Here is a 12,550-nt window from a genome sequence, read left to right on the forward strand (position 1 = left end):
GGGACCGAACAATGAACACCGACGAAGTGCTTGGCATTTTCCGCGAGGCCGGCGCCGTTCTCGAAGGGCATTTCATCCTGACGTCGGGCCTGCGCAGCCCGGTCTTCCTGCAGAAGGCCCGCGTGTTCATGCATGCCGACAAGACCGAGCGTCTCTGCAAGGCGCTGGCCGAGAAGATACGCAAGGCGGTGCCCGGCAGGATCGACTATGTCGTCGGCCCCGCCATCGGCGGCCTGATCCCTGCTTATGAGACCTCGCGCCATCTCGGCGCGCCGGCGATCTGGGTCGAGCGGGAAGGGGGCGAATTCAGGCTGCGCCGCTTCGAGATCGCCAAGGGCGCGCGCGTCGTCATCGTCGAGGACATCGTCACCACCGGCCTGTCGATCCGCGAGACCATCGATTGCCTGCGCGAGCTTGGCGCCGAAGTGGTGGCGGCAGCCTGCATCATTGACCGCTCGGCCGGCAAGACCGATGTCGGCGTGCCGCTGGTCGCGCTCGCCGAATATGAAGTGCCTGCCTATCCCGCTGACCGCCTGCCGCCGGAACTTGCCGCCATTCCAGCCGTTAAGCCGGGAAGCCGCAACATCTGAACCCGCAATGTATGAAAGCAAGCAGTTGCGCGCGCCGCTTGTCTCTCTCTGGCCGCGGCCCGCTTCGGGGCAGCGATGATCGCCGGTATCGACCATTTCGTGCTGACGGTCCGCTCGGTCGAGGCGACCTGCGACTTCTACGAGCGCGTGCTTGGCATGCGGCGGCTCGATGAACCGAACCGGCCAACCGCGCTTTTGTTCGGCTCGCAGAAGATCAACCTGCACGAAATCGACCGCACTTTCGAGCCGAAGGCGAAGGCGCCGACGCCCGGTTCCGGCGATTTCTGCCTCGTTGCGGCGGTGCCGCTTGCCGAGGTCCAGGCCAGCCTCGAAGCCAACGGCGTGGCGGTCGAAGTCGGTCCGGTCTTACGCACCGGCGCGCGCGGCCCGATGATGTCGGTCTATTTCCGCGATCCCGACGGCAATCTGGTCGAGGTCAGCGAGTACCGGCTCGACTGAGGTCGAGCCGCATGGCGCAGCGCCGGTCCAAAGCCATGCCGTGCTCGGCCTCGTCGCCGAGCAGGCTGGCCAACCGTCCGTCGATCTCGGCGCCTTCCAGGATACGAAAGCCGAACTTGCGATAGAAGGGCGCATTCCAGGCGACGGCGCGAAACGTGGTCAGCGTCACCGCGGCCAGACCGCGGCGCCCGGCGTCCGCGACCGCCCGTTCGAGCAGGGCGCGGCCGATGCCCTGGCCCTGCCGGTCGAGGCGCACGTCCAACTCCCAGACATGCAGCACATCGTCCTCGGTCCCGGCGCTCAGGAAGCCGACCGGCCGGTCCTTCCCATCCGCGGCAATCCAACATGCGCCTGCGGCGATCAGCCCGCGGTGTCGCTCGACGCTGACATTGTCGCCGTCGGCGAGCCACGCCAGTTCCGGAATGGCGCGGAACGCCAGTCCGGCCGATTGCTCGATCGCCGGCAATGCCTCCGCGTCCTCGGCCCGCGCCGGTCGAATGGTGATCATTTGCTCCGCATCTCGGTTGTTTCCTCAGTTTCGCCAGAATGACGGCCTTGTTACAGCCTGCGGCAGACCATCGCGGCGGCGTTTCGTTGTTACGCGGCCTGCCCGTCTCTATATCAAAGACTGTTGCCTTTCTGCGCCATGGAAGCGCAAGATATGTGTGGCGCGTCCCGGTGGGCAGGGGCAGCGCGTGTTGGACCGGGAACTGGAACAGAGTGCTTTTTCGACGCCGAGAGCCTGATGGCCTCCTGGAGCGGGTGCGTACTTATCTATGGCCGCGCCGCTCGTTCTCGCGTTCCGTGCAGTATTTCTCCAAACGCATCCTGCGGCTGAAGGCGACGCCGCATTCGGTCGCCGCCGGGGTCGCCGCGGGCGTTTTTGCCTCCTTCTTCCCGCTTGGCGTTCATTTCGTGGTTGCCGCGGTGCTTTGCTGGGTGATCGCCGGCAATCTGGTCGCGGCTGCGCTCGGCGCGGTGTTCTTCGGCAATCCGCTGACCTCCCCGCTTTTGTGGGGCGCCTCCTGGGAAACCGGCAAACTGATCCTGCGTCAGCATCTGCCGAGGCACGGGCCGCCTGAGCATCTTGGCGAAATGATGCACAAGCTCTCCTTCGACAAGCTCTGGGCGCCTGTTCTGGAGCCAATGCTGATCGGTGCGGTGCTGCTTGGCTTGATCTTCGGACTGGTGTTCTACGGCATCACCCGCTGGGGCATGACCGCGTTTCGCGAGCAACGCCGGAAGCGCACGGCCGAGCGCGCCGAGAAGAAGGCGCGGCAGGGCGGGCGGGAAGTGCCGGCGGAATGATCATCGGCATCGGCAGCGACCTGATCGACATCAGACGCATCGAAAAGTCGCTGGAGCGGCACGGCCAGCGCTTCGTCCAGCGCATCTACACCGAGGTCGAGCAGGCCAAGTCGGAAAAGCGTGCCGCCCGCGCGGCTTCCTATGCCAAGCGCTTCGCCGCCAAGGAGGCTTGCGCCAAGGCGCTAGGCACCGGCATGGCCGAAGGCGTGTTCTGGCGCGATATGGGCGTGGTCAACCTGCCGAGCGGCGCGCCGACCATGGCGCTGACCGGCGGCGCCGCGGCCAGGCTGGAGAAAATCCTGCCGAAAGGCCACCGCGCGCTGATCCATCTCACCATCACCGACGATTTCCCGCTTGCTCAAGCCTTTGTGATCATCGAGGCAGTGCCCGCCGAACAAGCGCCACATTGATTCCATCTGACCACCAGCGGCATGACGTTGCCCAGCGCGCGCCAAGACTCTATACCAACATCGCACAATCGAGGACGACATGAGCGTGGCTGAAAAATCGCAGAAGAAATCCGGCGGGCTTGGTGAAACCTTCTCCGTCATCATCCAGGCTCTGCTGCTCGCGCTCGTCATCCGCACGCTGCTTTTCCAGCCCTTCTCCATTCCGTCCGGCTCGATGCGGCCGACGCTGCTCGAAGGCGACTATCTCTTCGTCACCAAATGGGCCTATGGCTATTCGCGCTATTCGCTGCCTTTCGGTCCCGATCTCTTCTCGGGCCGCATTTGGGGCTCGGAGCCCAAGCGCGGCGACGTGGTGGTGTTCAAGTTCCCTCCGGATCCGTCAGTCGACTACATCAAGCGCGTCGTCGGTCTGCCCGGCGACAAGATCCAGATGAAGGACGGCCAGCTCTTCATCAATGACGTCGGCGTGCCGCGCGTGAAGACCGGTCAGATCGACAATCCCGACGTCACCGAGGAAAACCGGCCGATCGACGTCTATCGCGAAACGCTACCCAACGGCGTCAGCTACGACACGCTCGACATCAATTCGGATTCGATCGGCGACAACACGCGCGAATTCGTCGTGCCGGCCGGGCACTATTTCATGATGGGCGACAATCGCGACAATTCCTCCGACAGCCGCTTCGCCGTCGGCTTTGTGCCGGCCGAGAACCTCGTCGGCCGCGCCAACCTCATCTTCTTCTCGATCGCCGGCAAGGCGAGTCCGCTGGAAATCTGGAAGTGGCCGTCGCTGATGCGCGCCGGGCGCCTGTTCCATTTCGTCCACTAGAGCGATGGCGGCCAGCAAGCGTTTGACCGCCGATGCCCTGGCCGAAGCGCTTGTCGAGCGTACCGGCCATGCCTTCGCCGACCGCCAGCGCCTGCAGCGGGCGCTGACCCATGCCAGCGCACGTTCGACCCATGCCGGTGTCGACTACGAGCGCTTCGAATTCCTGGGTGACCGCGTTCTCGGCCTCGTCGTCGCAGACATGCTGTTGGCCGCCTTTCCCGATGCCGCCGAGGGCGAGCTGTCGCTGCGCCTCAATGCGCTGGTCAATGCCGAGGCGCTGTCCCAGATCGCCGAGGAGATCGGCCTCCCGGAGTTGATCCGCGCCGGCTCCGATGTGCGCAATCTCGACGGGCGCAAGCGCACCAATCTGCGCGCCGATGCGCTGGAGTCGCTGATTGCCGTGCTTTACCTGGACGGTGGCCTCGAAGCTGCCCGCGCCTTCATCCATCGCTACTGGCAGCCGCGCTCGCAGGCGATCGGCGCCGCGCGGCGCGACGCCAAGACCGAATTGCAGGAATGGGCGCACCAGGCAGCAGCAGGCGCCGTGCCGGCCTACCGCGTCGACGGCCGCGAGGGGCCGGACCACGATCCGCTCTTCACCGTCAGTGTCAAGGTCGGCTCTTTCGCTCCCGCGACCGGCAGCGGCCGCTCCAAGCGCGAGGCCGAGCAGGCCGCCGCGGCTACTCTTTTGCTGCGCGAAGGCGTATGGAGCGCGGCATGACAGAAATTGAAAACCCTGAAGCCCCGCCGACGCGCTCCGGTTTCGTCGCGCTGATCGGCGCGCCCAATGCCGGCAAGTCGACGCTGGTCAACCAGCTGGTCGGCGCCAAGGTGTCGATCGTCACCCATAAGGTGCAGACCACCCGCGCCATCGTGCGCGGCATCGCCACGCATGACAACGCGCAGATCGTCTTCGTCGACACGCCAGGCATCTTCAAGCCGAAGCGGCGGCTGGACACCGCTATGGTGACCACCGCCTGGGGCGGCGCCAAGGATGCCGATGTCGTGGTGCTTCTGATCGACGCTGAGCGCGGCATCAAGGGCGACGCCGACGCCATCCTCGACCGGCTGAAGGACGTCAAGCAGCCGATGCTGCTCGTCCTCAACAAGGTCGACCGCGTCAAGCCGGAGACGCTTCTGGCTTTGGCCGCGACCGCGAACGAACGCGTGCCGTTCAAGCGTACCTTCATGGTCTCCGCGCTCACCGGCTCCGGGTGCAAGGACCTGCTCGATTATCTCGCCGAGACGTTGCCCGCCGGCCCCTGGTACTATCCGGAAGACCAGATCTCCGACCTGCCGATGCGGCAGCTCGCGGCCGAGATCACCCGCGAAAAACTTTATCTGCGGCTGCATCAGGAGCTTCCCTATTCCTCGCATATCGAGACCGAGAAATGGGAAGAGAAGAAGGACGGCTCGGTGCGCATCGAGCAGGTCATCTATGTCGAGCGCGACAGCCAGAAGAAGATCGTGCTCGGCCACAAGGGTGAGACGATCCGAGCCATCGGCCAGGCCGCGCGGACCGAGATCGCCGAAATCCTCGAACAGAAGGTGCATCTCTTCCTGTTCGTGAAGGTGCGCGAGAACTGGGGCGACGACCCCGAGCGCTACCGCGAGATGGGGCTGGAGTTTCCGGGGTAGGCCGGGCAAGCCGCGCTCGTCCACGTTGTGGCCAATTGGACGAAGCGCAACGGTGCGGGCCGAAAGGCCGCCTAGCGCCAAGAGCTAGCCGCTGATGGGCCCAAGGTCTTGCACCCGGCTTACAGGCTGTGCGCAGGGGAGCCAATTCCCTTGCGATGTCGCCCCGCCTACGACAGGATTGCCGCAGCTGGAGATTACCCTATGACGCAGGATAACTTGCGACCCGACCACCCGACATTCCACACTCCGCCCGTGCAATACCTGAACCTGGACCCGTCGCTTTATGTCCGCGATGATATCTGGCAGCAGGAACGGTCCAACATCTTCGCGCGCACCTGGCAATTCATGGGGCCTGTCGCCTCGGTCGCGTCGTCCGGTCAATACCTTGCCATCGACATCGCCGGCACGCCGATCTTCGCCATCCGCGGCCGGGACGGGACCTTGCGCGGATTCAAGAACGTCTGCCGCCACCGGGGGGCGAAACTTCTGGCCGATGGCGCGGGCAAATGTGGGCTGATCGTTTGTCCCTATCACAAATGGTCCTTTGCCGACACCGGACGGCTGGTGCAGGCCCCGTGGTATGGCAAGGATCCCGCGATCATCGCCGAGGACTGGCCGCTGGAGACGGTGCAATTGTCCGAATGGCGCGGGCTGCTCTTCGCGGCACTCGACCCGAAGGAAAGTCTTCTGGATCAACTTGGCTCTCTGCCCGCCGAACTGGCGGACGAGCCGTTGGAGAGCTATGCCGCCACCGATCAGGCCACTGTCAGCTTTGCGGCGAACTGGAAAATCTACACCGACAATTTCGTCGAAGGCTACCACATCCCCGGCACGCATCCCTCGTTCTACGCTGCCATCGACTTCGAAGCTTTCCAGACCACCGCCCATCCCGGTTATGTCCGGATGACCGCACCGCCAAAAGACGGTCTGTTCTATCGCGGCAAATGGCTTTGGATGTGGCCGAACTGGACGCTGTCGCTTTTCGATGGCGGCATGAACGTTAGCCGGATCAACCCGACCTCACCACATCACACAGACCAGCACTACTATTTCTTCTTTGCCGACACCTCTGCAGAAGCATCCGAGAGCAGGGCGAAATCCGTGCAAGGCACCCTGGCCGTGGTACGCGAGGACTACACTATCTGCGCCGATACGCACCGCAACTATGCCGCAGGGGCCTATAGCTCCGGCCCGCTTTCGGGGCGGCATGAGCGGGGCGTGCAGTATTTCCAAGAACGGGTCGCTGCGGCACTGGGACTGTGACCACCACGGCGCCGAGCGCAGCCGAAGGAGTCAGCATTCCTGCTTGATCAAATTTTGCCTGAACGTCCGGTTGGAGACGCATTGCTGCCATTCGGGAGCGACCAATGAAGGTCTCCAACGAGCATCAAAGCCGACAATTGGCTGGCGGGCTGCTCGTGTCCTTGATTTCACCGCTCAACAGGTGAAAAGCTCAAGCCCATGGAATGGCGCGACGAGGGAATCGTTCTCGGCACCCGCAAGCATGGCGAAACCAGCGCCATCCTCGAGGTGATGACGCGCGCGCATGGCCGCCATCTCGGCCTGGTGCGGGGCGGGCGCTCGCGCAAGCAGCAGCCGGTGCTGCAGCCCGGCAACCGGGTCGATCTTCTGTGGCGGGCGCGGCTCGACGAGCATCTCGGCGTCTTCCAGGCCGAGGCGATCGAGATGAATGCGGCGCGGCTCATGGACAGCGCGGTCGCCGTCTACGGCCTGCAGACCATGGCCGCGCATCTGAGACTCCTGCCCGAGCGCGACGCCCATGGCGGGCTTTACGAGGCGCTTGCCGTGATGATCTCTCATCTGGGCGATGCCGATGCCGCGGGCGAGCTGGTGGCGCGCTTCGAGCTGCTCATCCTCGATGAGCTGGGCTTCGGCCTCGACCTCAGCCAATGCGCGGCGACCGGCACCAGGCAGGATCTCGCCTATGTCTCGCCGAAATCCGGACGCGCCGTGTCGCGCGAGGCCGGCGCGCCCTGGCACGACAAGATGCTGGCGCTGCCGGCCTTCCTCCAGCGCGGCTCCGGCTTGCGCGCCGACGCGGCAGCGCTGGAAGACGCGTTCCGGCTGAGCGGCTTCTTCTTCACCCGCCATGTCTATGAGCCGCGCGGCCTCGAGCCGCCCGACGCCCGCGCCGGCTTCCTCGCGGCGCTGCGTCGGCATCATGCCGCGGTGAAGGCGATTGTCGGCGAGGCAGGATAGAGAGGCAAGCGCCTTAATCCGCGCCGCGCCGCTCCAGGAGATCATCGAGCATGGGGCGCTGGCCCTTGAGGATCTTGACGCCGGCTTCTGGCAGAGAAAACCAGCCGGCTTTGTCGATTTCGGGGAACTCCTTCATGCGTCCCGATTTCGGCGGCCACTCCATGGTGAACATATTGCTCCTGACGGCATTTGCATCGATATCCGCCTCGACGCTCCATGCAATGACGATCTTGCCGCCCGGCTGCTTGTACCTGCCGAGGGGGCGGAAATCGCCGTCGATGGCGATGCCGAGTTCCTCCTCGGCTTCCCGTTTGGCGGCTTCGAGCTCGTCCTCGGCGTCGCCGATCAATCCTTTCGGGATCGACCAGGCGCCTTCATCCTTTCTGGCCCAGAACGGCCCGCCGGGATGGACGAGCAGGAATTCGAACACACCGGCAATGCGCCGGTGTATGAGCAGCCCCGCACTTCGCTGCGGCATCGGTCACCTCGCGACATTTTTCTTTGTTCGCGCGAGAATAGCACGAGTATTGCGCGGACGAGGTCACGCAATCTCGTCTGAATGCCGACAGCCTCGGCGGCACGCCATTGGATAACCGGGCAAGTTGCTGGCAATCGGCCGTGAAACATGCTCGATCTTGTTAGCCGGCCCGATTTGTTAGTCGCCAAGACGCTGATTTGCGCCAGTCGTCCCATTGCCGCATTTGTTGGCCACGACTGGTCTGGTTTTGAGGGAAACCGCCATGTTTTTCAGCCTGATCGCCATTGCCGCCGTCATAGCGCTTTTCGTCATCGTGTCCCGACAGCAGAACCGCATCGCGCTGGTCGAGCGCGAGCTCGGCGTCCTGCGCGGCTTGGTGCAGGGTGCTTCGCTGTCCCCACACAAGCCAACGGACGCCGCGCAGAAAGGTCTTCCCGAGGAAGCAGCCGGGGCGCCTGCAGCGCCATTGGCTGATGGCACAGCTGTGGCCGAGGAGGCGACACCCGAGGTCGCCGAAAGCGAGACCTGGGCCGGGCCCTGGACGAAGGGCAAGGCTGCCCCTGCGCAATCCGCCGGGCCGATCGAACCGGCGCAACCGGCCACCGTGGCCGAGACACCCGCGGCAGGGTCGCCCGCGCCCGCCAAGGCGGCGGGCGAGACCGATGTCGAGACGGCGCTGGGCACGCGCTGGGCGGTCTGGGTCGGCGGCATCGCGCTGGCGCTAGGCGGCCTGTTCCTGATCCGCTTCACCATCGAGGCCGGCGTCTTCGGCCCCGGCGTGCGCCTGACGATGGCCGGCATCCTCGGCCTGGCGCTGATTGCGGGCGCCGAATTCATCCGCCGCACCGGCTTCAAGGTGCCGGTGCAGGGCGCTGCCGGCGCCTATATCCCCTCGATCCTCACGGCGGCGGGCGCCTTCATCCTGTTCGGCACGGTCTACGCGGCGCACGGCATCTATGGCTTCATCGGTTCGGCGACGGCCTTTGTGCTGCTTGGCGTCATCGGCGTCGCGACCATTGGCGCTTCGCTGGTGCACGGCTTGGCGCTGGCCGGCATCGGTCTCGTCGGCGCGATGGTCACGCCGGCGCTGGTCGCCTCGCAGGCGCCCAATCCCTGGGCCTTGTTCGTCTATCTGGCGATCGTGCTTGCGGCCACCGCGGCAACCGCCCGCATCCGCGACTGGAAGGCGCTGGTGGCCGCCGCGTTCGTCGGCACCGGCATCTGGACCATTCTCTACATGATCGACGCGCCGGACGTGAACCTGGCCGCCGTCCTGTTCATCAGCCTGGCGACGCTGGCCGTGCTTGCCTTCGTCTGGCTTGGGCTTTTCCTGCATACTGGCCGCGACGCTGCGGCGCGCGGCGTCGACTGGCCATCGATCGTGCCGGGCTTCTTCATCGCCCTGAGTGCGCTGGGCCTGTCCGTCGATCCGGCTTTTGCCAGCGCCGGCGATGCCTTGCACGGCGCCGTCCTGCTGGTTGCGCTGGTCGCGGTGGCGCTCTACCGGCCGCGCGCGCTGCCGCTGGTCTTCGCCGCCGGCATCGCCACCGTGCTGATCTATCTCGGCATAATCCCGCCCGCCACGATCGGCGCCAATGCGCTCGATGTCGGGTTGGACGCCCAGCCCTTGGCGTCGTCCGACGCGCTGACCTTCCGCATCGGCGCCGCGCTTGGACTGATCTTCCTCGCCGCCGGCTTCTGGGCCGCGCGCCGCTTCGCCGCCACCGCGCCGCGGCGCGCGGCCTGCTGGGCGGCCTGGGGCGTCATTGCCCCGCTGGTGGTGCTGACCGCGCTGTGGCTCACCTTCGGCGATATCGATCGCGACCTCGGCTACGCGCTGCCCGCGCTGTTGCTGGTGCTGACCTTTGGCGCTGGCGGCGAGTGGATCGCGCGCGCCGAGGAGCCGCCGTTGACTGGCGGCCCGGCCGTGTCCTTCGCGCTTGCCGGCGCCGGCGTCGCCGGCCTGCTGATGCTGCACATGGCCTTCGGCTCCGGCTGGACGACCGTGCTGCTTGGAGCCGCCGCGATCGTCCCGGTGCTGACCACGCGCCGGCGCTCCTACCCCGTGCTTGGCTGGATCGCGGTGGGTGCGGCGGTCGCCGTGCTCGGCCGCGTCGCCTTCGACCCGACCATCGTCGGCGCGGCGTTTCTCTCCCGGACGCCGGTCTTCAACTGGCTGCTGCCCGGCTATGGCGTGCCGGCACTCGCCTTCGGCTTCGCCGCCTGGCAGCTCGCCCGCACCACCAACGGCCGGCCGCGCCTTGCCATGGAAGCGGCATCGGCGTTGTTCGCCCTGCTCACCATCGCCATGCTGGTGCGCCACGCCATGCATGGCGGCGTCATCGACACCGGCACGGTCACGCTCGCCGAACAGGCGATCTATACGCTGATCGCGCTTGGCGCCGGCGCCATCCTCGTCGCCATCGACATGCGCGCGCCGAGCTCGGTCCTGCGCTATGGCTCGATGGCCGCCGGCGTGGTCTCGGCAGGCTTGATCGCGGTTCAGCATTTCGTGGCGCTGAACCCGCTGCTGACGGACGAGTCGACCGGCACGATCCCGGTCTTCAACCTCTTGTTCCTCGCCTATCTGTTGCCGGCAGTAGCCGCCGGTGCGCTGGCCCTCTATGTCCGCGACAAGCGCCCGCGATGGTATTCGGCGATGCTGGCGCTGATCGCCGCGCTGCTTGCCTTCGCCTACGCCACGCTCTCGGTGCGCCGCCTGTTCAAGGGCGAGTTCATCGCCTTGTGGAGCGGGCTCGGGCAACTCGAGACTTACACTTACTCGGCGCTCTGGCTGGTCATCGGCGTGGCGCTGCTCACCGCCGGCGTCTGGTTGAAATCGCAGGTGCTGCGCATAGCGTCCGCGGTGCTGATCGCGGTCGCGGTCGTGAAAGTCTTCCTCTTCGACATGTCGGAGCTTGAAGGCGTGCTGCGCGCGCTCTCCTTCATCGGCCTCGGCGCCGTGCTGATCGGTATCGGCCTGTTCTACCAGCGGCTGCTGACGCGGGCGGCTAGGGGCAGGACCGAAAACTTGCCGGAAACAAGCGGATAGCCGGGAATAAACCGGCCCGCGCCAGCGTTATTCACGTGCTTGGGTAATCGCAGCGGTTCGGCCGCTTCGCGCTGACTGCTTGCGCCGCGCCGGGAAGGCGCGTTCTATCGGGATGGAAAGCGACCTCGAAACAAGGTCATGGACGACAAGAAGGCAGCGATCCTGAGCGAAATACCGCGGTTGCGGCGCTATGCGCGCTCGTTGCTGCGCGAGCGCGATTCCGCCGACGATCTCGTCCAGGATTGCCTGGAGCGGGCGCTTGTGCGGCTCGACAACTGGCAGACTGGAGAGAGCCCCCGGAGGTGGCTGTTTACGATCATGCATCACTTGTTCATCGACCAGATGCGCAAGGTCAACCGGCGCGGCGAGGCGGCGATGCTGCCTCTCGAAGCCGGAGAAGCCCAAGCCGCGCCCGCCGATCAGGTCGAGACCATCGCCTCGCGCGAGATCATGGATGCCCTGCAGGCGATCAGCCCCGATCGCCGCGCGGCATTGGTGATGGTCGCCATCGAGGGCTTTTCCTATGCCGAGGCCGCCAACATCCTTGGGGTGCCGGCCGGCACGCTGATGTCGCGCATCGCGCGTGGCCGCGAGGAATTGCGAGGATTGCTCGACGACACATCGCGCCGACGCTCGATAAGGATCGTCGAGAAATGACCCGCCGCGATTTCTCCGAACGCGATATCCATATGGCCCTCGACGGCGAACTGCCGGGCGAGGAGCGCATGGCCTATGACGCTTGGCTCGAGGCCAATCCCGAAATGAAGGCGAAATCCGCGCGCTACATTGCCGACCGCGCCGCCATGCGCGCCGCCTTCGCGGGCGTGATGGACGAGCCGGTGCCGGCGAGATTGCGGCAGGCGGTGTTTGGCGAGGTGCCCGTCAAGGCGCCGGCCTGGCGATCGCGCTGGTGGCTGTCGGCTGCCGCGGCCGTGATGCTCGCGGTCGGCGGGCTCGGCGGCTATGTCGCCGGAATCGACAGCATCGCCCGTGACGAAGGCGACGACCAGCTTGCCGAGCAGGCGATCGCAGCCCACGTCATCTACGCCGCGGAAAAGCGTCACGCCGTCGAGGTTCCGGCAAGCGACAAGGATCATCTCCAGACCTGGCTGTCGAACCGTGTCGGGTTGAAACTGGTGGCGCCCGATCTGGCGGCCGAGGGCTTCGATCTCGTCGGCGGCCGGCTGCTGCCGGCCGGTGACCAGGGGAAGGCGGCGATGCTGCTTTATGAGGACGCCAAGGGCGAGCGCATCTCGCTCTATGTCACCGCCGAATCGTCGGAGACATCCAAGGGCACCTACGCGGCCAAGGCCGGCGGACCGGAGGCTGTCTACTGGCTGGACAAGGGCTATGCCTGCGCGGTCGTCGGCTCGTTGCCGCCCGAGCGCCTGTCGGATGTCGCAAAGAGCGCCTATGGCCAGCTCGTGGCCGGCATATCGAGCTGAATCGCCTGCGTTTTCGGCGGCCGGCAGTCCTTTGGACGGCAATTCTGTTCAAACGCTAGAGCGTTTCATAGCTTGATTGAATCGGAGGGGATTCCCGCTCGGCCTGATTTGTGATTCAAGA

14 protein-coding genes are annotated in these 12,550 nt (G+C 65.7%); 12 read left to right on the plus strand and 2 right to left on the minus strand.

Features of this window, described 5'->3' with window-relative positions; translation table 11 throughout:
- Positions 1-11: 11 nt before the first annotated feature.
- The gene (pyrE, locus tag MJ8_RS10790; protein ID WP_201414354.1) at positions 12-590 is read left to right on the plus strand and encodes an orotate phosphoribosyltransferase; all 579 of its coding nucleotides are present in this window, start codon (positions 12-14) and stop codon (positions 588-590) included.
- Positions 591-665: 75 nt separating this feature from the next.
- The gene (locus MJ8_RS10795; protein ID WP_201414355.1) at positions 666-1,049 is read left to right on the plus strand and encodes a VOC family protein; all 384 of its coding nucleotides are present in this window, start codon (positions 666-668) and stop codon (positions 1,047-1,049) included.
- On the opposite strand, the gene MJ8_RS10800 is transcribed toward MJ8_RS10795, so the two are convergent.
- Positions 1,027-1,557: a GNAT family N-acetyltransferase gene (locus MJ8_RS10800; RefSeq protein WP_201414356.1), complete on the minus strand. Its 531-nt coding sequence runs from the start codon at positions 1,555-1,557 to the stop codon at positions 1,027-1,029. The two genes, MJ8_RS10795 and MJ8_RS10800, sit on opposite strands and share 23 nt — an antisense overlap.
- Before the next feature lie 212 nt (positions 1,558-1,769).
- Between MJ8_RS10800 and MJ8_RS10805 the strand changes: the two genes are divergently transcribed.
- The 7 genes from MJ8_RS10805 (at position 1,770) to recO (ending at position 7,454) form a co-directional block, all read left to right on the plus strand.
- On the plus strand, positions 1,770-2,357 hold the full coding sequence (locus MJ8_RS10805; protein WP_201414357.1) for a DUF2062 domain-containing protein: 588 nt from the start codon (positions 1,770-1,772) through the stop codon (positions 2,355-2,357).
- Positions 2,354-2,767 (plus strand): holo-ACP synthase, encoded by a 414-nt coding sequence (gene acpS / locus MJ8_RS10810; protein ID WP_041009542.1) that lies wholly within the window; start codon positions 2,354-2,356, stop codon positions 2,765-2,767. The genes MJ8_RS10805 and acpS overlap by 4 nt, the downstream gene beginning before the upstream one ends.
- A 79-nt stretch (positions 2,768-2,846) precedes the next feature.
- On the plus strand, positions 2,847-3,596 hold the full coding sequence (lepB, locus tag MJ8_RS10815) for a signal peptidase I (RefSeq protein ID WP_140755141.1): 750 nt from the start codon (positions 2,847-2,849) through the stop codon (positions 3,594-3,596).
- On the plus strand, positions 3,583-4,317 hold the full coding sequence (rnc, locus tag MJ8_RS10820; RefSeq protein WP_412177114.1) for a ribonuclease III: 735 nt from the start codon (positions 3,583-3,585) through the stop codon (positions 4,315-4,317). The genes lepB and rnc overlap by 14 nt, the downstream gene beginning before the upstream one ends.
- Positions 4,302-5,234 carry a GTPase Era gene (era, locus tag MJ8_RS10825; protein WP_201414359.1) on the plus strand — a complete coding sequence of 311 codons (933 nt, stop codon included), beginning with the start codon at positions 4,302-4,304 and terminating at the stop codon, positions 5,232-5,234. Before rnc ends, era begins: the two co-directional genes overlap by 16 nt.
- A gap of 201 nt (positions 5,235-5,435) precedes the next feature.
- Complete coding sequence (locus MJ8_RS10830; protein WP_201414360.1) at positions 5,436-6,497, plus strand: aromatic ring-hydroxylating oxygenase subunit alpha; 1,062 nt, start codon at positions 5,436-5,438, stop codon at positions 6,495-6,497.
- Positions 6,498-6,695: 198 nt separating this feature from the next.
- Complete coding sequence (recO, locus tag MJ8_RS10835) at positions 6,696-7,454, plus strand: DNA repair protein RecO (RefSeq protein WP_201414361.1); 759 nt, start codon at positions 6,696-6,698, stop codon at positions 7,452-7,454.
- A gap of 13 nt (positions 7,455-7,467) precedes the next feature.
- Here the strand turns inward: recO and MJ8_RS10840 are convergent, their stop codons facing one another.
- Entirely contained in the window at positions 7,468-7,932 is a 465-nt protein-coding gene (locus MJ8_RS10840; protein WP_201414362.1) for an NUDIX domain-containing protein, read from the minus strand.
- A 262-nt stretch (positions 7,933-8,194) separates the two neighbouring features.
- Between MJ8_RS10840 and MJ8_RS10845 the strand changes: the two genes are divergently transcribed.
- The 3 genes from MJ8_RS10845 (at position 8,195) to MJ8_RS10855 (ending at position 12,429) form a co-directional block, all read left to right on the plus strand.
- Complete coding sequence (locus MJ8_RS10845) at positions 8,195-10,984, plus strand: DUF2339 domain-containing protein (RefSeq protein WP_201414363.1); 2,790 nt, start codon at positions 8,195-8,197, stop codon at positions 10,982-10,984.
- A 138-nt stretch (positions 10,985-11,122) separates the two neighbouring features.
- Positions 11,123-11,641 carry an RNA polymerase sigma factor gene (locus MJ8_RS10850; protein WP_040984221.1) on the plus strand — a complete coding sequence of 173 codons (519 nt, stop codon included), beginning with the start codon at positions 11,123-11,125 and terminating at the stop codon, positions 11,639-11,641.
- The gene (locus MJ8_RS10855; protein ID WP_201414364.1) at positions 11,638-12,429 is read left to right on the plus strand and encodes an anti-sigma factor family protein; all 792 of its coding nucleotides are present in this window, start codon (positions 11,638-11,640) and stop codon (positions 12,427-12,429) included. The genes MJ8_RS10850 and MJ8_RS10855 overlap by 4 nt, the downstream gene beginning before the upstream one ends.
- Positions 12,430-12,550: the final 121 nt, after the last annotated feature.

Origin of the sequence: Mesorhizobium sp. J8 (assembly GCF_016591715.1) — a bacterium.
In the GTDB taxonomy this organism is placed as follows: domain Bacteria; phylum Pseudomonadota; class Alphaproteobacteria; order Rhizobiales; family Rhizobiaceae; genus Mesorhizobium.

Bases quoted from the DNA above. Each gene is read 5' to 3' on its own strand.
- pyrE (WP_201414354.1), top strand. From the start codon at position 12: ATGAACACCGACGAAGTGCTTGGCATTTTCCGCGAGGCCGGCGCCGTT.
- MJ8_RS10795 (WP_201414355.1), top strand. From the start codon at position 666: ATGATCGCCGGTATCGACCATTTCGTGCTGACGGTCCGCTCGGTCGAG.
- MJ8_RS10800 (WP_201414356.1), bottom strand. From the start codon at position 1,557: ATGATCACCATTCGACCGGCGCGGGCCGAGGACGCGGAGGCATTGCCG.
- acpS (WP_041009542.1), top strand. From the start codon at position 2,354: ATGATCATCGGCATCGGCAGCGACCTGATCGACATCAGACGCATCGAA.
- lepB (WP_140755141.1), top strand. From the start codon at position 2,847: ATGAGCGTGGCTGAAAAATCGCAGAAGAAATCCGGCGGGCTTGGTGAA.
- era (WP_201414359.1), top strand. From the start codon at position 4,302: ATGGAGCGCGGCATGACAGAAATTGAAAACCCTGAAGCCCCGCCGACG.
- MJ8_RS10830 (WP_201414360.1), top strand. From the start codon at position 5,436: ATGACGCAGGATAACTTGCGACCCGACCACCCGACATTCCACACTCCG.
- recO (WP_201414361.1), top strand. From the start codon at position 6,696: ATGGAATGGCGCGACGAGGGAATCGTTCTCGGCACCCGCAAGCATGGC.
- MJ8_RS10840 (WP_201414362.1), bottom strand. From the start codon at position 7,932: ATGCCGCAGCGAAGTGCGGGGCTGCTCATACACCGGCGCATTGCCGGT.
- MJ8_RS10845 (WP_201414363.1), top strand. From the start codon at position 8,195: ATGTTTTTCAGCCTGATCGCCATTGCCGCCGTCATAGCGCTTTTCGTC.
- MJ8_RS10850 (WP_040984221.1), top strand. From the start codon at position 11,123: ATGGACGACAAGAAGGCAGCGATCCTGAGCGAAATACCGCGGTTGCGG.
- MJ8_RS10855 (WP_201414364.1), top strand. From the start codon at position 11,638: ATGACCCGCCGCGATTTCTCCGAACGCGATATCCATATGGCCCTCGAC.